Genomic DNA, 19,113 nt, shown 5'->3' with positions numbered 1-19,113 from the left:
TTCTCAAGGAACGGACGCTTCCTTTGTACTCACCCTCTCGGGCTTTCCTCCGGGCTTTCGTTCTGTGTTGTTCTTGCGTTTCCGACTCTATCAGACTCTTTCGCCGTGTCGTTTCCGACTCGGTTTGGAATTCCGATGGCCTTCTGAAGGGCCTTGCCTTTCGGCGTTGTCACTACGTTAACGCTTTTCCCTTGCGGCTCATAATCGAGCCCGTCGGCGGGAAATCCGGGCATGCCGAATGGGACCCCGCCAGGGGTAAGTCGTAGGTAGTGGTTTGGCCGCTCTGGGGGTCTGCGGAAGGCAGCGCCCCGTTCAAGCGGCTCGGGCTACGTTAGGCGTCGGCCAGGGCCGAGTCAAGTCGAGCGGCGGCGCGGCGCGTGGGCGCGGTACGGGCTCACCGTCGGGTCTCCGGTGATCCAGTAGCGGTAGGGGTGGGCGGCTCCGGCTCCGCTCACTCCTGTGCGGGGGCCGTTGCCGACCAGGTCGGGCGGCGTGGAGGTGCCGGTCAGGAGGGACAGCGGCGCGTCGGGGCCGTCGCAGAGGTCCGCACCGTCGAGGGAGCGGTCCACGTCCAGGGCCGTGGCCAGACGGGCCGGCCCCTTGGCGAGTTCGTGCGGGTTTCTGGCTGAAAGCCGACGTTTCGCGGCCAGGTCAGCGCCCACCGTCACCTCCCCCGCCCGCAGCAGCACCCCGCTCGCGTGGCCCGGTGGTCCGCACACCAGGTTGAGGCTGAACCACATGCCGTAGATGAAGTAGACGTACGCGTGGCCGGGCGGTCCGAACATCGAGGCGTTGCGGGCGGTGCGGCCCCGGAAGGCGTGGGAGCCGGGGTCGGCCTCGCCCGCGTACGCCTCCACCTCCGTGATGCGCAGTTCCATGGGGCCGTCCGGGGTCCGGCGTACCAGGATCCGGCCCAGCAGATCGGGGGCCACCGTGAGGACCGGGCGGTCGAAGAAGGACCGGGGCAGGGGCGTACGGTCGGGTCGCGCGCTCATCCGGTCGAGCGTACTGGAAGGCGCGCCCCTGCAACCGGGGCCTAAGGTTCCGCGTTGGTAAGGGGTAGACGCGACGCAGTCAGCAGGGCTGGCCTGGTCGCCAGGTCCTTAGATCCGTATAGGGGAGATTGAGCATGGGGTTCAGGAAGCTGTTCGCGAGCCTGGGTGCCGGCGGGGCGTCGGTGGACACGATCATCACGGAGCCGAACGTCGTGCCGGGCGGGATCGTCCAGGGCGAGGTGCGCATCCAGGGCGGGTCCGTGGAGCAGCAGATCGAGGGCCTGTCCGTCGGGCTCCAGGCGCGGGTGGAGGTGGAGGGCGGCGACAGCGAGTACAAGCAGGACATCGTCTTCACCAAGCAGCGCCTCGGCGGTGCCTTCAAGGTGCAGGCCGGTGCGCTGCACGTGGTGCCGTTCGGGCTGGAGATCCCGGCGGAGACGCCGATCACCCACTTCGGGGGCCAGCACCTGCACGGGATGAACATCGGGGTCAGCACCGAGCTGGAGATCGCGCGCGCGGTGGACGCGGGCGACCTGGACCCGATCAACGTGCACCCGGTGCCGGCGCAGCAGGCGATCCTGGACGCGTTCCGGCAGCTGGGCTTCACCTTCCGCAGCGCGGACATGGAGCGCGGGCACATCCGCGGGACGCGCCAGACGCTGCCGTTCTACCAGGAGATCGAGTTCCTGCCGCCGTCGCAGTACCGGGGGCTGAACCAGGTCGAGCTGACCTTCGTCTCGGACGGGCGCGAGATGGACGTCGTCCTGGAGATGGACAAGAAGCCGGGGCTGTTCAGCGAGGGCAGCGACACCTACCGCTGCTTCCAGGTCGGCCTGCAGTCGTACGAGGGGACCGACTGGGCGGCGTACCTGAACCAGTGGATCGCCTCGGTCGGTTCACAGCGCAACTGGTTCTAGGCTCGGGCCCGTACCCCTCATCCGATCCAGGAGGACAGCAGTGGCCGAGCAGAACAGGGCGCCCCTTCCGCACGCCTTCCACCCCGAGGTGGAGGCCTTCACCGTGACCAGTGCGGACGTCGCGCCGGGTGCGGATCTGGCGGAGGCGCAGGTGCTGACGGGGGGCAACGTCTCGCCGGAGCTGCGGTGGGAGGGCTTTCCCGAGGGCACGAAGAGTTTCGCGGTGACCTGCTTCGACCCGGACGCGCCGACGGGCAGCGGGTTCTGGCACTGGGTGCTCTTCGACATCCCGGCCTCGGTGACCTCGCTGCCGGCCGGCGCGGGCAGCGGGGACTTCGAGGGGCTGCCGGAGGGGGCCGTGCACGCGCGGAACGACTACGGCACCCGGGACTTCGGCGGTGCGGCCCCGCCGCGCGGAGAGCGGCACCGGTACGTGTTCACCGTGTACGCGGTGGACCGGGAGCAGCTCGGGACGGACGAGGACTCCTCGCCGGCGTCGGTCGGTTTCCACCTCCGGTTCCACGCCATCGGCCGTGCGCAGCTGATCGGCGAGTACGAGTCGCCGGCCGGCTGATCGTTCTTGATCTGTTTGCCCGGTCCTGGTCTAAAGGAGGCCAGGACCGGGCATTTTTATTGCGTTGTCCCGCGTGGCGCGCGCGGCCAGAGTGGTTGCGGGCCTTGCCGCCAGGGTGGTCGCGGGCCTGCACACGGAGGTGGGCGAGATGCGGGACACGCTGGTACTGAACGCGAGCTTCGAGCCGCTGTCGACGGTGACGCTGAACCGGGCCGTGGTGCTGGTGCTCCAGGACAAGGCCGTGGTCGAACAGTCTCATCCGGAGCTGCGCGTGCGGGCGGCGACCATGGAGCTGCCGATGCCGCGGGTGATCCGGTTGTGCCGCTACGTGCGGGTGCCCTTCCGAAGACATGCTCCCTGGTCGCGGAGGGGGGTGCTGGTACGGGACCAGCACCGGTGCGCGTACTGCGGCAAGCGCGCGACGACCGTGGACCACGTGCTGCCCCGGGCTCAGGGGGGCGGTGACACCTGGCTGAACACGGTGGCCTCCTGTGCGGAGGACAACCACCGCAAGGCGGCGCGGACGCCGGAGGAGGCGGGGATGCCGCTGCTGCGCAAGCCCTTCGTGCCGTCTCCGGCGGACGCGATGCTGCTCGCCCTGGGGGTGCGGGGGCAGGACGCGCTGCCCGACTGGCTGGCGCGTTCCGCCTGAGTCGCGTCTGCCCCGTCCGTCGTGGTGTGCCGCGCGCTGGGCGACGTATCTCCTCTACGTCGCTCAGCGGAGCAGCAGCTGGACGATGGCCAGGATCCCGACCGTGACGATGACTCCGCGCAGGGCGGTCGGGGGGAGCCGGCGGCCGACCTTGGCGCCGATCTGGCCGCCGATGGTGGAGCCGACGGCGATGAGGAGCACGGCCGTCCAGTCGAAGTCGGCGACGAAGAGGAAGAAGACGGCGGCGATGCCGTTGACGAGGGCGGCGACCACGTTCTTGACGGCGTTGATCCGTTGCAGGTCGTCGTGGAGCAGCAGGCCCATCAGGCCGACGTAGAGCACGCCCTGCGCGGCGCCGAAGTAGCCCCCGTACGCGCTGGAGAACAGCATGCCGGCCAGCAGCGCCGGTCCGCCGTCCGCGCGGCCCGGACCGCCGCCGGCGGCTTCCTGGCGGCGGCGCAGGGCGACGGCGAGGCGGGGCTGGAGGACGACGAGCACGAGGGCCAGGCCGATGAGGACGGGCACGATCGTGTCGAAGGAGTCCGGGGGCAGGACCAGGAGCAGGACGGCGCCCGCGAGTCCGCCGACGAGGGAGACGGCGCCGAGCCGGACGATGCGGGCGCGCTGGCCCTGGAGTTCCTTGCGGTAGCCGATGGCTCCGCTGAGGGAACCGGGCACCAGGCCGAGGGTGTTGGAGACGTTGGCGGTGACCGGGGGCAGGCCGGTGGCGAGCAGCACCGGGAAGGTGATCAGGGTGCCGGAGCCGACGATGGTGTTGATGGTGCCGGCGCCGATTCCGGCGGCGAAGACCGCGAGCGATTCCCAGAGGGACATGGACATGGACATGGACGGAGCCATCCCCTTTGCGTGAGTGAGTCGCCTCCCCGCCGTGAAGGTCGAGGGGCCTCACCGATCATGCCCGAAGGGGAGGGCCGCGTCAGTCGATGGGGGGCTGTTCCCGGCGCTCGGCGGGACGGTCCTGGGCGGGTACGCCCTTGCCGGGGTTCTGCGGGTTGAAGCCGGCCGAACCGCCGCCGAGGGGGCCGAAGTTGCCCATGGCGCCCGAGAGGCCCTTGAGTGCGTCTCCGATCTCGCTGGGCACGATCCAGAGCTTGTTGGCGTCGCCTTCGGCGATCTTCGGGAGCATCTGGAGGTACTGGTAGGCGAGGAGCTTCTGGTCGGCGTCGCCGGCGTGGATGGACTCGAAGACCGTACGGATGGCCTGCGCCTCGCCCTCGGCCCGCAGCGCCGCGGCCTTGGCCTCGCCTTCCGCGCGCAGGATCGAGGACTGCTTCTCGCCCTCGGCGCGCAGGATCTCCGACTGCCGGACACCCTCGGCCTGGAGGATCGCGGCGCGCTTGTCGCGGTCGGCGCGCATCTGCTTCTCCATCGAGTCCTGGATGGAGGTCGGCGGCTCGATGGCCTTCAGTTCGACGCGGTTGACGCGGATGCCCCACTTGCCGGTGGCCTCGTCGAGGACCCCGCGCAGGGCGGCGTTGATCTCCTCGCGGGAGGTGAGGGTCCGCTCCAGGTCCATGCCGCCGATGATGTTGCGCAGGGTGGTGACGGTGAGCTGCTCGATGGCCTGGATGTAGCTGGCCACCTCGTACGTCGCGGCGCGGGCGTCGGTCACCTGGTAGTAGATGACGGTGTCGATGTTGACGACCAGGTTGTCCTGGGTGATGACCGGCTGCGGCGGGAAGGGGACGACCTGCTCGCGCAGGTCGATCCGGTTGCGGATCGAGTCGATGAACGGGACGACGATGTTGAGGCCCGCGTTGAGGGTGCGGGTGTAGCGGCCGAACCGCTCGACGATGGCCGCGCTGGCCTGCGGGATCACCTGGATCGTCTTGACCAGGGCGATGAAGACCAGTACCACCAGGATGATCAGGACGATGATGATCGGTTGCATGCTGTTCCCCGTGCCCTTCCGGCTGTCTGTGCTGCCCCGTTGAGCGGAGTCTCGCAGACCCCGGGGCCGCGGGTGGGCTGCTTGCTACATGACGACCGCGGTCGCTCCGTCGATGTCGATGACGTCGACGGACTGGCCGGGTTCGAAACTGGTGTCCGAGTCGAGGGTACGGGCGGACCAGATCTCCCCGGCCAGCTTGATGCGGCCGCCGCTGCCGTCGACCCGTTCGAGCACGAGGGCGGTCCTGCCCTTCAACGCCTCGATGCCGCTGCGGTGTTGGGGCTGGTCCCGGTGGCGGTTGGCGAGGGGCCGGACGACGGCGACCAGGGCGACCGAGACGATCACGAAGACCAGGACCTGGGCCACCGCTCCCCCGCCGACGGCCGCGGTGACGGCGGCCGCGACCGCGCCGACCGCGAACATGCCGAACTCCGGCATGGCGGTCAGGACGAGGGGGATGCCCAGTCCGACCGCGCCGATGAGCCACCACACCCATGCGTCGATGTCCACATGGTCATGGTAGGTCGGGCGGGCGCGGCCGGACAGGGCGCGAACGGCGGCCTTGGCGCCGGGCCCGGGCCGTCTAGCGCAGCGGCAGGCCCTGGGCGCTCCAGCGGTCGTGCTCGTTGCGTTCGACGACGAGCGGGAGGCCGAAGCAGAGGGAGAGGTTGCGGGAGGTCAGCTCCAGCTCGATGGGACCGGCGGTGACGACCTTGCCCTGGCGGATCATCAGGACGTGCGTGAAGCCGGGGGCGATCTCCTCGACGTGGTGGGTGACCATCACCATGGAGGGGGCGAGGGGGTCGCGGGCCAGGCGGCCGAGGCGGCGTACGAGGTCCTCGCGGCCGCCGAGGTCCAGGCCGGCGGCGGGCTCGTCGAGGAGGAGCAGCTCGGGGTCGGTCATCAGGGCGCGGGCGATCAGGGTGCGCTTGCGCTCGCCCTCGGAGAGGGTGCCGAACTTGCGGTCGAGGTACTCCGTCATGCCGAGGCGGTCGAGGAACGCGCGGGCGCGCTGCTCGTCGATGTCCTCGTACTCCTCCTGCCAGGTCGCGGTCATGCCGTAGGCGGCGGTGAGCACGGTCTGCAGGACGGTCTGCCGCTTCGGGAGCTTGTCGGCCAGCGCGATGCCGGCGACGCCGATGCGCGGGCGCAGCTCGAAGACGTCGCTGCCGGGCTTGCCGAGGGTGCTGCCGAGGATGGTGGCGGCGCCCGTGGTGGGGAAGAGGTAGCTGGAGGCGAGGTTCAGCAGCGTGGTCTTGCCGGCGCCGTTGGGGCCGAGGATCACCCAGCGCTCCCCCTCCTTCACCGACCAGGAGACCTGGTCCACCAGAGCCCGGCCCTCGCGGACCACGGATACGTCCACCAGCTCCAGAACATCGCTCATGAGCGTGTTGTCACCCCTTGCAGTCACGGTTCTCTGTGCGCCGGCAGGCGCAGCCCCAGGGGAAAACCTACGCCACTGGCGGAGGGCTCCGGGCGCCAGGCCGGGTCGGGGCGCCGATCCGTAGAGTGGGGGGATGCTTTTCGAACCACGTTCAGGGCGGCTGGCCGCCTGGGGGAACGCTCTGCTGGCCGGTCTGGTCTCGCCCGACGAGGCGGCGCTGTCGATCGTGGGCGAGGACGCCGTGCACCGGGTGGCCGGGCTGCCGGGGGAAGCGGAGCCGGTGGGGCTCACGCTGGCGCTCGGGCGGCTGCGGGCGCTGGGGGCGACCGGGCTGCGGGTGGCGCTGCCGGTGGCGGGGCATCCGCTGGGGCTGAGCGGGCCGCCGGAGTTCAACGCGCGGGCGCTGGAGGCCGAGGAGGCGGTGGTGTGCGCCGGGGCCGCGCTGGGACTGGTGCCGGAGGTCTCGGAGGCGGGCCCGGCCGGTGACGTCCACGTCTCGGTGGTGTGGCACTGCCTGCCGGTACGGGAGGCCCCGCCGGCGGACGTGCCGTCGCTGGGCGAGGCGGAGCGGGAGCTGGCGGAGGCGCTGCGGGAGGCGACGGTGGTGCTGACCCGGCTGGACGTGGCGGCGTCGGGGCCGGTGGCGGACGCGGCCCTGTCCGCGTACCGGGCGCGGGCGGAGGCGGGGCGTGACGTACTGGCGCCCGGGTATCCGGCGCGGGCGGTGCGGGTGCTGGCGCTGGCGCAGCGGGTGGACCTGATGGTGTCGCTGGCGTACGAGCGCGGGCACGGGGGCGCGGTGGCCGCGTCCGAGATGGCGGCGCGGGCGGAGGCGCTGCGGCCGGTGGAGCGGGTGGCCCGGCGGGCGCTGGTGGCGGCGTACAACGCGGCGGTGGAGGAGCGGTAGCCTCCGGCGCTTCCGGCGGGTCCGGGCCGCCGCCGTGCGCGGGCTGCTCCCGTCCTGCGCCCTTTAGCGGGGGCTCCGCGTCCCGAACGCCGACGCGAGGGAAACGGTACGGCCCCGCTTCCAGGGGAGAGGGGGAAGCGGGGCCGGCGGGGGCGCGGGTCAGGCGTTGACGCCGGTGTTGCCGAAGGCGCCGTTGAGCAGGCCGATCACGTTGACGGAGTTGCCGACCACGTTCACGGGGACCTGCACGGGGACCTGGAGCAGGTTCCCGGAGGCCACGCCGGGCGAGTTCAGGGCCTCGCCCTCCGCGGACGCACCGCCGTGCGCCGAGGAGACACCGGCGCCGGCGGCGAGGAGGCCGCCCGCGACCATGGTGACGGCTGCGGCCTTCTTGAAGTTCTTCACGTTCTCGTCCTCCAGTACGTCTGCCGCGACCAGCCGCCGCGGCACGCCATGGAGAACGGCCGCCCCGCCGCCCGGATACGCCATGTGGGCTACATACACCCGACCGTATGAATCTCAGCTCAGCCCACGACTTCAGGCGGCTTGGCCCGCTACTCCGTGATGCCGTGCCTGACCGCCCACAGCGCGGCCTGCGTCCGGTCGGAGAGGTCGAGCTTCATGAGGATGTTCGAGACGTGCGTCTTGACCGTCTTCTCCGACAGGACGAGGGCCCGGGCGATCTCCCGGTTCGAGCGCCCGTCCGCGATCAGACCGAGCACCTCCCGTTCGCGGTCGGTCAGCGCCCCGGGGCGTCCCCCCGGCCCGCTCTGGTCGTCCTGGGCCGCGAGCAGCGCCTCCGCCACCTCCGGCTGGAGCAGGACGTGGCCGGCGTGCACGGAGCGGATGGCTCCGGCCAGGGCGTCGGGGTCGATGTCCTTGTAGAGGTATCCGGCGGCGCCGGCCCGCAGCGCGGGCACCACGGTCCGCTGTTCCGTGAAGCTGGTGACGATCAGGACGCGCGCCGGGTTCCCGAGGTCCCGCAGCCGGCGCAGGGCCTCGATGCCGTCGGTGCCGGGCATCTTCACGTCCATGAGGATCACGTCGGGGCGCAGTTCCTCGGCGCGGGCGGTGCCCTCCGCCCCGTCGGCGGCCTCTCCGACCACCTCGATGTCCTCCTGTACCTCCAGGAAGGTGCGCAGGCCGCGTCGGACCACCTGGTGGTCGTCGACCAGCAGGACGCGGATCCGGCCGCGGCCGGGGACGTCAGCCACCGGGGACCTCCATTTCGATCGTGGTGCCCTCGCCGGGCTCCGAGCGGACCTCCAGCCGGCCCCCGGCACCGCTCGCGCGGTCCCGCATGGAGACCAGCCCCAGGTGGCGGCCGGCCTTGCGCACGGTGGGCGGGGAGAAGCCCCGGCCCCAGTCGCGCACGCGCAGGACGGCGCCGCCCTCCAGGGTGCGGGCCAGGGTGACCTCGACGCGGTCGGCGCCGGAGTGGCGCAGGGCGTTGTGGAGGGCCTCCTGGGCGACGCGCAGCAGCGCCTCCTCCTGGGCGGCGGGCAGCGCCCGTACGCCGTCGCAGGTGAAGGTGACGCGTGCGGTGTGGGCGCGGTCCAGTACGCGGACGTGGTCGCGCAGGGTGGCGACGAGGCCGTCCTCGTCCAGTGCGGCCGGGCGCAGCTCGGTCACGGCGGCGCGCAGCTCGTCGGCGGCCTGCGCGGCGAGCGCGGCGACCTGCTGGAGCTCGCCCTTGGCGCGGCCCGGGTCGCGGTCCACGAGCGCGGCGGCCGCCTGGGCGGTCAGGCGCAGGGAGAACAGCTTCTGGCTGACGGCGTCGTGCAGCTCGTGGGCGAGCCGGGAGCGCTCCTCGGCGATGGTCAGCTCGCGGCTGCGCTCGTAGAGGCGGGCATTGGTCAGGGCGATGGCCGCGTGCTGGGCGAGGAGGGAGAGGAGCTCCTCGTCCTCGTCGGTGAAGCCGCGGCCGGCGCCCGGGGCGCCGCGCTTGTTGGCGAGGAAGAGGGCGCCGAGGTTCTCCTCCCCGTCGCGGATGGGCAGGCCGAGGAAGTCGGACATCTCGGGGTGGGCGGCGGGCCAGCCCCCGAAGCGCGGGTCCTTGCGGACGTCGGCCAGCCGCTCGGGGGTCTCCTCGTGGAGCATCGCGGCGAGGATGCCGTGCTGGCGGGGCAGCGGGCCGATGCGGCGCCACTGCTCCTCGCTGATGCCGTCGACGACGAACTGGGCGAAGCCCCCGTGGTCGTCCGGAACGCCCAGGGCCGCGTATTCGGCGTCCAGCAGTTCGCGGGCGGAGGCGACGATCGTGCGCAGGACGTCCTGGACCTCCAGTCGGCGGCTCATGGCCAGCAGCGCGGTGCTGACGGCCGCCAGTCCTCCCGTAGCGGGTCCGTTGTGCATGGGGTCACCGTACCGGCGGCCCTGACCTGGGGTATCGGGCTGCGGGTGTAGGTCCGGGGGCGGAGGGCATACGGCTTGGGGAGGGGTTGGGGGGGCGGTTCTCTGCCCTGGGGATGAGGCCTGCGGGCGGGCAGGTCGTCCGGAAGTCGGAGTTCGGTCACCCATTGAATTGCGGGAGCAACTCTGGGTGAAACCGTTACGTGCCCGATGTGAGCCCGGGCATAGGACGCACATCACTTACGAAGCCGCGTAGTGGACGAATAAGGGCGCGGTCAGTGCTGCTGCGCCTAGCGGCGGGGGCGTAAATGCCGCTCCACCGGGGGGCCCTGATCCACTAAGCGGGATCGTACGTCACACCTTTGCCATGCGATTTTGCCGCCGCTAAGAATGGCTGCCGTCGCACAGCGCCGCGGATCCCGGATCCGAGCGGCGCTTTCCTGCGGCCCCCGCTATTCGAAGAGGTTGCCCCGCATGTCTGCTTCCAGCACTCCCGGTCACAGTCGTCTGACGAAGGCGTACAAGCTGTCGATCGCCGGTGTCGCCACCCTCGGTGCCGCTGCCCTCGCCTTCTCCCTCGTCCCCGCCGAGACCGGTACCGGGACCGCTCAGGCTCAGACGATCGCGGTCGCCCCGGTGGCCTGGACCCAGTCCGTGCAGCAGAACGTCGGCGCCCAGCAGGCCGTCGCCGACCAGAAGGCCAAGGACGCCGCGGCGAAGGCCAAGGCCAAGGCGGAGGCCCAGGCGAAGAAGGACCGCGAGGCCAAGGCGGCGGCGAGCCGTTCCGCGGCCCGCACCCCGGTCTTCGCGAACAACCTCGACGGCTGGATCAAGGAAGCCCTCTTCATCATGAAGCGCGAGGGCATCCCCGGCACCTACGCCGGCATCCACCGCAACATCATGCGCGAGTCGAGCGGCAACCCGCGCGCGATCAACAACTGGGACATCAACGCCCAGAACGGCATCCCGTCCAAGGGTCTGCTCCAGGTGATCGCCCCGACCTTCAAGACGTACCACGTCAAGGGCACCAAGTTCGACCAGTACGACCCGGTCGCGAACATCGTCGCCGCGTGCAACTACGCCGCCGACCGCTACGGCTCGATGGACAACGTGAACAGCGCCTACTGAGCGCACCCCACGCCCCCCATGCGCCTCAGGGCGGCCCCCGGAGTCCCGGGTGCCGCCCTGAGGCGTTCGGTGCGTCGGCGCACCGGCTACTTGCGCATGACCTCGGGCTCGTGGCGGCGCAGCAGGCGGGCCACCGCGAAGCCGCAGATGACGCCGAGCAGCACCAGCACGGAGATGTCGAGGAACCACTGGCCGGCGGTGGGGTCCCACAGCGGGTCGGTGTTCGTGGGGTTCTCCGGGTCCCACGGCGCCATGAGCTTGCCGAGGTCCAGCGTGGTGCCGGCCGCGGCGACCGACCAGCGCGACGGCATCAGGTAGGCGAACTGCTCCAGCCCGATCTTGTCGTACAGCTGGAAGAGGATGCCGGTGAAGACGACCTGGATGATCGCGAACATGACCAGCAGCGGCATGGTCTTCTCGGCGGTCTTCACCAGCGAGGAGATCACCAGGCCGAACATCATCGCGGTGAAGCCGAGCGCCGTCACCGAGATGCAGAGCTCGGCGGCCGGCGACATGAACAGGCCCTCGGCGGGCAGCTTGCGCGGGGTGAAGCCGATGGCGCAGATGATCACGCCCTGGACGGCCGTGATCACGCCGAGGACGATCACCTTCGACATGAGGTACGCCGACCGGGACAGGCCGGTCGCGCGCTCGCGTTCGTAGATGACGCGTTCCTTGATCAGCTCACGGACCGAGTTGGCCGCGCCCGAGAAGCACATGCCGACCGCGAGGATCAGCATGATCGTGCCCGCGTCGCCGTTGAAGCGGGACGGCTTCACCGGCGGGGCGAGGCCGAACTTCGCGGGGATCACCGTCGAGACGATGCCGAGGACGGCGGGCAGCAGCACCATCAGGGCCAGGAAGCCCTTGTCGGAGGCGATCACCGAGACGTAGCGGCGGATCAGCGTCCACAGCTGCGAGCCCCAGCCCTGCGGCTTCGGCGGGTTCAGCTGCTGCGGCGTGGGCATCGCGACCGGCTGCGGGGCGACCGCGTCGAGGTCGGCGGCGTACAGCTGGTAGTGCTGGGAGCCCTTCCAGCGGCCGGCCCAGTCGTACTCGCGGTAGTTCTCGAAGGCGGAGAACACGTCGGCCCAGGTGGTGTAGCCGAAGAAGTTCAGCGCCTCGTCCGGCGGGCCGAAGTAGGCCACGGACCCGCCCGGGGCCATCACCAGCAGCTTGTCGCACAGGGCCAGCTCGGCCACGGAGTGGGTGACGACCAGGACGGTGCGGCCGTCGTCGGCGAGGCCGCGCAGCAGCTGCATGACGTCGCGGTCCATGCCCGGGTCGAGGCCGGAGGTCGGCTCGTCCAGGAAGATCAGCGACGGCTTGGTCAGCAGCTCCAGGGCCACGGACACGCGCTTGCGCTGGCCGCCCGAGAGCGAGGTGATCTTCTTGTCCTTGTGGATGTCGAGCTTGAGCTCGCGCAGCACCTCGTTGATGCGGGCGGCGCGCTCGGACTCGGCGGTGTCGCCGGGGAAGCGGAGCTTGGCCGCGTACTTCAGGGCGGTGCTGACCTTCAGCTCCTTGTGCAGGATGTCGTCCTGCGGGACCAGGCCGATGCGCTGGCGGAGCTCCGCGAACTGCTTGTACAGGTTGCGGTTGTCGTAGAGGACGTCACCCTGGTCGGCGGGCCGGTAGCCGGTGAGGGCCTTCAGCAGCGTCGACTTGCCCGAGCCGGAGGGGCCGATGACGCCGATGAGCGACTTCTCGGGGACGCCGAAGGTGACGTCCTTGAGGATCTGCTTGCCGCCGTCGACCGTGACCGTGAGGTGGCGCGCCGAGAAGGAGACGTCACCGGTGTCGACGAACTCCTCGAGCCGGTCGCCGACGATCCGGAACGTCGAGTGGCCGACGCCGACGATGTCGTTCGGGCCGAGCAGCGCGGTGCCGGACTTGGGCAGCGCCTGACCGTTGACGTAGGTGCCGTTGTGGCTGCCGAGGTCGTGGATCTCGAAGCGGCCGCCGGTGGAGCGGAACTCCGCGTGGTGGCGCGAGACCTGGAGGTCGGAGACGACGAGCTCGTTCTCCAGGGCACGGCCGATGCGCATGACGCGGCCCACGGCGATCTGGTGGAACGTCGTCGGGCTGCGGTGGTCGCTGTAGCCGGGGGCCGCGGACTGCGCGGGGGCGCCGCCGGCCTGCTGCGGCGGCACGTACGGCTGCTGGTGCTGCGGCTGCTGCTGCGGCTGGTCCCAGGCGGGCTGCGGCTGCTGGTGCTGGTGCGCCGGGGCCTGGTAGGCAGGTGCCTGTGCGTGCTGTTGCGCCTGGTAGGCCGGCTGCGGGGCGGGCGCCGCCGCGGCGGCCGCGCTCAGATCCAGCCGCGGGCCGTCGGTCGCGTTGCCCAGGTGGACCGGCGTGCCGGCCACGAGCTCCGTCTGCTGGACCCGCGCGCCGTGCACGTAGGTGCCGTTGGTGCTGCCGTGGTCCTCGATGGCCCAACCCCGGCCGTTCCAGCTGATGGTGGCGTGCCGCCACGACACCCGGGCGTCATCGATCACCACGTCTCCCTGGGGGTCGCGCCCCAGCGAGTACGACCTGGACGGATCGAGCGTCCAAGTCCTTCCGTTCAATTCCAGTACGAGTTCCGGCACTCCAGCCCCACTTAAGTCCCCCGAGAATCCCCCTGGCGTCAGGGAGTCCGACGTCAGGGAGTCTAGGGATGGCGAACATCCGGGGGAACTATTTCAGGCCTGGGGCCACATGTGGAATCGGGGCCTTCGCGGGCGGGGGCGAAAGGCGCCCGGAGAGTGAGATACGGGACGTCTCACCCCCCGGCGCCCGGTCCCGCGGTGGCCGCGCGGCGCGTGGTGAGCGGGTGGCTCGGGGCGCGGGTCCCGCCCTTCGCCCGTTCCCCGGGGCTCCGCCCCGGACCCCGCGCCTCGAACGCCGGCGGGGCCGGCGCCGGCTGCGCCCGAAAGGTGGGACGGGGGTCCAGGGGGGCGGGGTGGGAAGATACGGTGTGGGCACCATGAGCGCTTCGCAGACCTCCGACGTCCCCACCCTCCTCGTCAAGATCTTCGGCAAGGACCGTCCCGGGATCACCGCCGGGCTGTTCGACACCCTCGCCGCCTACTCCGTCGATGTCGTCGACATCGAGCAGGTCGTCACCCGCGGCCGCATCGTCCTGTGCGCCCTCGTCACCAAGCCCGCCGCCGGCTCCGAGGGCGAGCTGCGCTCCACCGTGCACAGCTGGGCCGAGTCGCTCAAGCTCCAGGCCGAGATCATCTCCGGCACCGGTGACAACCGGCCCCGCGGCAGCGGCCGGTCCCACGTCACCGTCCTCGGGCACCCCCTCACGGCGGAGTCCACGGCCACCATCGCGGCCCGGATCACCGCGACCGGCGGCAACATCGACCGCATCTTCCGTCTCGCCAAGTTTCCGGTGACGGCGGTCGAGTTCGCCGTCTCCGGCGTCGCGACCGAGCCGTTGCGCACCGCTCTCGCGACCACCGCCGCGCAGATCGGCGTGGACGTGGCCGTGGTGTCGGCGGGGCTGCACCGCCGGGCGCAGCGCCTGGTGGTCATGGACGTGGACTCGACCCTGATCCAGGACGAGGTCATCGAGCTCTTCGCCGCGCACGCCGGCTGTGAGGCCGAGGTCGCCGAGGTGACCGAGCGGGCCATGCGCGGTGAGCTGGACTTCGAGCAGTCCCTGCACGCCCGGGTCGCGCTGCTGGCGGGGCTGGACGCGTCGGTGGTGGACAAGGTCCGCTCCGAGGTGCGGCTGACGCCCGGTGCCCGGACCCTGATCCGGACGCTGAAGACGCTGGGCTACCAGGTGGGTGTGGTCTCGGGCGGGTTCACGCAGGTGACGGACGACCTGCGGGAGCGGCTGGGGCTGGACTTCGCCTCGGCCAACACCCTCGAGATCGTCGACGGGAAGCTGACCGGGAGGGTCACCGGCGAGATCGTGGACCGGGCGGGCAAGGCGCGGCTGCTGCGCCGCTTCGCCGGGGAGGCCGGGGTGCCGCTGTCGCAGACGGTGGCGATCGGTGACGGCGCCAACGACCTGGACATGCTGAACGCCGCCGGGCTGGGTGTGGCCTTCAACGCCAAGCCGGTGGTCCGCGAGGCCGCCCACACCGCCGTGAACGTGCCCTTCCTGGACGCGGTGCTGTACCTGCTCGGCGTCACCCGCGAGGAAGTGGAAGCGGCCGATCTGGCCTGAGGCGCCCACGGCGCCCGAGCCGGCGCCGACGCCGGCTCCCCGTACGCCCGGCCGGATCCCTCCGGCCGGGCGTCCGTCGTCCGGTGACCCCGCGCGAGGCGGAGTCCAGGCGCCTCCGATCCGAACTGGCTTCCGCTGAAGTCCACTTGGCCTCACATCACTGACCGCGTTGTCGGATCCCGACAACGGCGACCGGTCAGCCTTGATCGCCAAGGGGACGACGTTGACTCGTAGTGTGCTCATCACCGGAGGCTCGGGCGGGATCGGCCGGGCCTGCGTGGAGAGGTTCGCCTCGGAGGAGGACTGGACGGTCTGGTTCACCTACCGCAACGGCCGGGAGCGGGCCGAACGGCTGGTGCACGAGCTGGCCCTCACCGGCCGGGCCAAGGTCGAGGCCTTCCCCTTCAGCCAGGGGGACTGGGACGAGCACGAGCAGCTGTTCGACCGGCTGCCGGGCCCGGTCGACGTCCTGGTCAACAACGCCGCCGTGGGGTCGAAGACCATCGAGCACTACACCGACGGCGCGCCGCAGGACAAGGCCGCCGCGTTCTTCCGGATCAACGCGGTGGGCCCGCTCTGGCTCAGCGAGCAGGTGCTGCCGGGGATGCTGGAGCGCGGCTTCGGCAAGATCATCAACATGTCCAGCGTGGGCGGCGGCATCTTCCAGTTCCCCGGCTTCCACCCGGCCGACGGGATGAGCAAGGCCGCTCTGACCTATCTGACCCGTCACCTCGCCGCCGAGCTGGTGCACACCCCGGTGCAGGTGTTCGCCCTCTGCCCCGGCGCCGTCGACACCACCATGTTCCGGGCCAGCACCCTGGAGAAGCTCTCGCCCGAGGAGCGTGCCGCCCTCTCCGCGCGGCTCCCCCAGGGCCGGATGATCACGTCCCGGGAGATGGCGGAGCAGGTGTGGTGGCTGGCGGGTGAGCATTCCGCGCCCCTGCACGGCGCCGTCATCGACGCCTCCATGGGTCTCGGCGTCCACCCGGGCCTGCTCACCGGCGCCGGCGTCGACAGCGGGAGGGCCTGATGGCCGCCCCCCGCCCCCGCGTCTCCCGCCAGGCCGCCCGGCTCCTCGCCGACACCCCGGCGATCGCCGAGGCCCACTTCCGCGCCGAGGCCGAGCCGTACGACGCCCGCACCCGCCCCGACGGCTACCTCAACCTGGGCACCGCCGAGAACCGGCTCCTGTGGGACCTGCTCGAGGACCGGCTGGCCACACTGGAGCCCCTGAACGAGGCCACCGCCCGGTACGCGCCGCTGCACGGCACGGACGTGCTGCGCGAGCGCGTGGCCGCGCTGCTCTCCGGCACCTGCCGCACCCCGCTGGACCCGCAGGACCTGGTGGTGATCAGCGGGGCGACCGGGGCACTGGACGCGATCGCCTCCGTCCTGTGCGACCCGGGCGAGGCCATCGTGGTGCCGGCCCCGTACTACGGCGCCTTCGACACCGACCTCGGCGGCCGCTCGGGCGCCCGGATCCTGCCCGCCCCGCTCGGCGCGGCCGACGGCTTCCGGCTGACGGCCGCAGCGGTCGACCGGGCGCTGGTGGAGGCCCGGTCGCGGGGGATCACCGTACGGGCGGTCGCGCTCTCCTCCCCCTCGAACCCGATCGGCGAGGTCCACCCGCCCGAGGTGCTCGCCGCCCTGCTGCGCGTGGTCCGCGAGCACGACGTCGACCTGGTCTCGGACGAGATCTACGCCCACGCGGTCTTCGGCGAGCAGGCCTTCACCAGTGCCGCCGACCCGGCCGTCAACCCCGACTGGGCCGAACGCACCCACGTGGTCTGGGGTTTCGCGAAGGACTTCGGGCTGCCCGGCCTGAAGACCGGTGTCCTGCACACCCGCGATCCGCGGGTAGGGGAGGCCGCGCGGGCGATGGCGTACTTCGCGCCCGTCTCCACCGCCACCCAGCAGACCCTCGCCGGGCTGCTCGCCGATCCGGAGTGGGTGGCGTCCTTCCTGGCGGCGGGCCGCCGGCGGCTGGGGGCCTCGTACGAGCACCTCGTCACCCTGCTCGACGCGCACGGGATCCCGTACGCCCCGGCCGCAGCGGGGTTCTCCGTCTGGCTGGACCTCGGCCGGTGGCTGCCCGGCAGCGGGTTCGAGGCCGAGCGGCTGCTGTGGCGGGAGCTGTTCGAGAAGGCCAGGGTCAGCATCCTGCCCGGCGGGGCGTTCCGCTCGCCCGAACCGGGCTGGTTCCGGCTGTGCCACACCGTCGAGGCCCCGCTGGTCGCCGAGGCGGTCCGCCGGATCGCCGCCCACCTGGACACCGCGTCCCCCTCCCCCGTCCCCTCCTCGTCGAACGGATCGCGCCCATGAGCACCGCCCCCGGCCCCCTGGACCGCTGGTACGAAACCGCCGGCGTGCGCGGCGGAGTACGGCGGATCTTCCACGCCGAGGCCGAACAGGGCCGGGTCTTCTTCCCGGACGCCCTGGTACCGCACCTGTCCCACCCCGAGGTGAAGGCGCTGGCCCCGGAGCGGGTCCGGGAGGTTTCCGTACGGCACCTGTACCAGTTCCTGCACTCGACCACCCACCTGGAGACCCGGGTGGTCAACGGGGCCGCCGAGCCGGTCGCCAACGGCAACGCGGGACTGCACTTCCCCACCGCGCTGCGGATGGACGCCTTCAAGGTGTACTGCGACGAGGGCTACCACGCCCTGTACAGCCTCGACCTGGCCGACCAGGTGGCCGCCGTCACCGGCATCGCCGTCCCGGACGTCGACTACGGCGGCTTCGTCACGGCGCTCCAGGAGACCGGCCGGCGGCTGCTGCCCGAGGATCCGGTGCTGGCCGGGCAGTTGCAGGCGGTGGTCTTCGAGACGCTGATCACCGCCGTCCTCAACGAGGTGCCGCAGGACCCGACGGTGGTGAGCACCGTACGCGAGCTGATGCGCGACCACGCCAAGGACGAGGGGCGCCACCACCGCTTCTTCTCCGCGTTCTTCCTGGAGCTGTGGGCGCGGCTCGACGGGCGGCGCCGGGTCCTCGCGGCCCGTGCGCTGCCCGCCATGATCCGCGCGGCGCTCGACTGGGACCTGGAGCCGGTGCGGGTGTCGCTGCGGCTGGCGGGGCTGGACGAGGACCGTGTGGACGCCGTCCTCGCGGACAGCTACGGCGGCAGCGCGGGCGTGGACCGGATCCAGACGATCTCCCGTTCCACCCTGCGGCTGTGCGCCCAGGCCGGCGCCTTCGACCTGCCCGGTGTCGCGGACGCGTTCGCCGCCCACGGACTGCGCGCCCCGGAGGACACCGATGTCTGAGACCGCCACCCGCCCCGGGCCCGTGACGTACTCCGGCTACCTGCGGCTGCCGGAGCTGCTGGCGCTCCAGGTGCCGCTGGCCGACGGGGTGGACGACGAGCTGCTGTTCATCACGGTCCACCAGGTGCAGGAGCTGTGGTTCGGCCAGCTGCTGCGCGACCTGGCCGGCGCCCGCGACCGGATGCTGGAGGGTGATCCGCGGGGCGCCCGGGCACGGCTGGTCCGCTCGGTCGCCCTCACCCGGGCGTCGGTCGCGGCGATCCTCCCGCTGCGGGCCATGCCGCCGCGGGAGTTCCACGCCTTCCGCGGGGCGCTGGGCACCAGCAGCGGTGCCCAGTCCGCGCAGTACCTGGAGATCGCGGCGCTGTGCGGTGCGGACTGGGTGCACGGGGAGTACGGCTCCCGGGTGGTCGCGGGGCTGACCCGCGACGAGCGGGAGCGGCTGCGCGGGCGGCTGGCGGAGCCGACCCTGTGGGAGGCGTTCGTGGGGCTGCTGTCCAAGGCCGGTTTCGCGGTGGCGACGCGGGAGGAGCGGTGGGAGGCGTACGCGCGGCTCGCGGGGCGCCCGCGGGACGGTGACCCGGCGCTGTGGGCGGAGCTGGCGGAGCTGGCCGAGGCGCTGGTCGACCACGACGAGGTGTGGACCGAGTGGCGGGGCTGCCACGCGCTGCTGGTGGAGCGGCAGATCGGCGGCCGGCCGGGGACGGGCGGCAGCAGCGGAACGGCCCACCTGCGGGCTTCGGTGTACCGGCGGTTCTACCCGGAGCTGTGGGAGGCCCGCGACGCGGGCTTCTCCGCGCCGGCGGCCCGCTGCCCGCTGGGCTGAGGACGGACGGGAGCCCGGGGCGCGGGGCCCCG

The 19,113-nt window shown here is 71.9% G+C and carries 19 protein-coding genes; 10 read left to right on the top strand and 9 right to left on the bottom strand.

Annotation, left to right across the window (positions count from 1 at the left end; translation table 11 throughout):
• Window positions 1-353 precede the first annotated feature (353 nt).
• On the bottom strand, window positions 354-995 hold the full coding sequence (locus AB0D45_RS13295) for a DNA-3-methyladenine glycosylase (protein ID WP_361610124.1): 642 nt from the start codon (window positions 993-995) through the stop codon (window positions 354-356).
• Between the two features lie 134 nt (window positions 996-1,129).
• Between AB0D45_RS13295 and AB0D45_RS13290 the strand changes: the two genes are divergently transcribed.
• The 3 genes from AB0D45_RS13290 (at window position 1,130) to AB0D45_RS13280 (ending at window position 3,138) form a co-directional block, all read left to right on the top strand.
• Window positions 1,130-1,912: a sporulation protein gene (locus AB0D45_RS13290; RefSeq protein ID WP_361610123.1), complete on the top strand. Its 783-nt coding sequence runs from the start codon at window positions 1,130-1,132 to the stop codon at window positions 1,910-1,912.
• Window positions 1,913-1,952: 40 nt separating this feature from the next.
• Entirely contained in the window at window positions 1,953-2,486 is a 534-nt protein-coding gene (locus AB0D45_RS13285; RefSeq protein WP_361610122.1) for a YbhB/YbcL family Raf kinase inhibitor-like protein, read from the top strand.
• Window positions 2,487-2,634: 148 nt separating this feature from the next.
• A complete protein-coding gene (locus AB0D45_RS13280) occupies window positions 2,635-3,138 on the top strand; it encodes an HNH endonuclease (protein WP_361610121.1) in 504 nt (167 codons plus the stop codon).
• A gap of 63 nt (window positions 3,139-3,201) precedes the next feature.
• Here the strand turns inward: AB0D45_RS13280 and AB0D45_RS13275 are convergent, their stop codons facing one another.
• The 4 genes from AB0D45_RS13275 to AB0D45_RS13260 all read right to left on the bottom strand — a co-directional run bounded on the left by AB0D45_RS13275 (window position 3,202) and on the right by AB0D45_RS13260 (window position 6,434).
• Window positions 3,202-3,978, bottom strand: a complete 777-nt coding sequence (locus tag AB0D45_RS13275) for a sulfite exporter TauE/SafE family protein (RefSeq protein ID WP_362458043.1) — start codon at window positions 3,976-3,978, stop codon at window positions 3,202-3,204.
• 97 nt (window positions 3,979-4,075) lie between these two features.
• Window positions 4,076-5,050: an SPFH domain-containing protein gene (locus tag AB0D45_RS13270; RefSeq protein WP_361610120.1), complete on the bottom strand. Its 975-nt coding sequence runs from the start codon at window positions 5,048-5,050 to the stop codon at window positions 4,076-4,078.
• An 84-nt stretch (window positions 5,051-5,134) separates the two neighbouring features.
• Complete coding sequence (locus tag AB0D45_RS13265; protein ID WP_361610119.1) at window positions 5,135-5,560, bottom strand: NfeD family protein; 426 nt, start codon at window positions 5,558-5,560, stop codon at window positions 5,135-5,137.
• A gap of 73 nt (window positions 5,561-5,633) precedes the next feature.
• A complete protein-coding gene (locus AB0D45_RS13260; RefSeq protein ID WP_361610118.1) occupies window positions 5,634-6,434 on the bottom strand; it encodes an ABC transporter ATP-binding protein in 801 nt (266 codons plus the stop codon).
• Window positions 6,435-6,567: 133 nt separating this feature from the next.
• Between AB0D45_RS13260 and AB0D45_RS13255 the strand changes: the two genes are divergently transcribed.
• Window positions 6,568-7,341, top strand: a complete 774-nt coding sequence (locus AB0D45_RS13255) for a hypothetical protein (protein WP_361610117.1) — start codon at window positions 6,568-6,570, stop codon at window positions 7,339-7,341.
• A 159-nt stretch (window positions 7,342-7,500) separates the two neighbouring features.
• Here the strand turns inward: AB0D45_RS13255 and AB0D45_RS13250 are convergent, their stop codons facing one another.
• The 3 genes from AB0D45_RS13250 to AB0D45_RS13240 all read right to left on the bottom strand — a co-directional run bounded on the left by AB0D45_RS13250 (window position 7,501) and on the right by AB0D45_RS13240 (window position 9,696).
• Window positions 7,501-7,746 carry a chaplin gene (locus AB0D45_RS13250; protein ID WP_361607130.1) on the bottom strand — a complete coding sequence of 82 codons (246 nt, stop codon included), beginning with the start codon at window positions 7,744-7,746 and terminating at the stop codon, window positions 7,501-7,503.
• 149 nt (window positions 7,747-7,895) lie between these two features.
• Window positions 7,896-8,555, bottom strand: a complete 660-nt coding sequence (locus AB0D45_RS13245) for a response regulator transcription factor (RefSeq protein WP_361607127.1) — start codon at window positions 8,553-8,555, stop codon at window positions 7,896-7,898.
• On the bottom strand, window positions 8,548-9,696 hold the full coding sequence (locus tag AB0D45_RS13240) for a GAF domain-containing sensor histidine kinase (protein ID WP_362458024.1): 1,149 nt from the start codon (window positions 9,694-9,696) through the stop codon (window positions 8,548-8,550). Before AB0D45_RS13240 ends, AB0D45_RS13245 begins: the two co-directional genes overlap by 8 nt.
• Before the next feature lie 471 nt (window positions 9,697-10,167).
• Between AB0D45_RS13240 and AB0D45_RS13235 the strand changes: the two genes are divergently transcribed.
• Window positions 10,168-10,821 carry a transglycosylase SLT domain-containing protein gene (locus AB0D45_RS13235; RefSeq protein ID WP_361607121.1) on the top strand — a complete coding sequence of 218 codons (654 nt, stop codon included), beginning with the start codon at window positions 10,168-10,170 and terminating at the stop codon, window positions 10,819-10,821.
• Between the two features lie 86 nt (window positions 10,822-10,907).
• Here the strand turns inward: AB0D45_RS13235 and AB0D45_RS13230 are convergent, their stop codons facing one another.
• Complete coding sequence (locus AB0D45_RS13230; RefSeq protein ID WP_362458021.1) at window positions 10,908-13,412, bottom strand: FHA domain-containing protein; 2,505 nt, start codon at window positions 13,410-13,412, stop codon at window positions 10,908-10,910.
• A 377-nt stretch (window positions 13,413-13,789) separates the two neighbouring features.
• Here AB0D45_RS13230 and serB point away from each other — a divergent pair, with 377 nt between their 5' ends.
• The 5 genes from serB to AB0D45_RS13205 all read left to right on the top strand — a co-directional run bounded on the left by serB (window position 13,790) and on the right by AB0D45_RS13205 (window position 19,081).
• Window positions 13,790-14,989 carry a phosphoserine phosphatase SerB gene (gene serB / locus AB0D45_RS13225; protein WP_361607115.1) on the top strand — a complete coding sequence of 400 codons (1,200 nt, stop codon included), beginning with the start codon at window positions 13,790-13,792 and terminating at the stop codon, window positions 14,987-14,989.
• Between the two features lie 235 nt (window positions 14,990-15,224).
• Entirely contained in the window at window positions 15,225-16,019 is a 795-nt protein-coding gene (locus tag AB0D45_RS13220) for an SDR family oxidoreductase (protein WP_362458018.1), read from the top strand.
• A complete protein-coding gene (locus tag AB0D45_RS13215) occupies window positions 16,019-17,311 on the top strand; it encodes an aminotransferase class I/II-fold pyridoxal phosphate-dependent enzyme (protein WP_362458015.1) in 1,293 nt (430 codons plus the stop codon). Before AB0D45_RS13220 ends, AB0D45_RS13215 begins: the two co-directional genes overlap by 1 nt.
• Complete coding sequence (locus AB0D45_RS13210) at window positions 17,308-18,255, top strand: diiron oxygenase (protein WP_362458012.1); 948 nt, start codon at window positions 17,308-17,310, stop codon at window positions 18,253-18,255. The genes AB0D45_RS13215 and AB0D45_RS13210 overlap by 4 nt, the downstream gene beginning before the upstream one ends.
• Window positions 18,248-19,081 (top strand): tryptophan 2,3-dioxygenase family protein, encoded by an 834-nt coding sequence (locus tag AB0D45_RS13205; RefSeq protein ID WP_362458009.1) that lies wholly within the window; start codon window positions 18,248-18,250, stop codon window positions 19,079-19,081. Before AB0D45_RS13210 ends, AB0D45_RS13205 begins: the two co-directional genes overlap by 8 nt.
• The last annotated feature ends 32 nt before the right edge of the window (window positions 19,082-19,113 follow it).

The organism is Streptomyces sp. NPDC048352, assembly GCF_040651895.1.
In the GTDB taxonomy this organism is placed as follows: Bacteria; Actinomycetota; Actinomycetes; order Streptomycetales; family Streptomycetaceae; genus Streptomyces.
The sequence above is the reverse complement of the archived record's forward strand: the minus strand, read 5'-3'. Positions and strand labels throughout refer to the sequence as shown.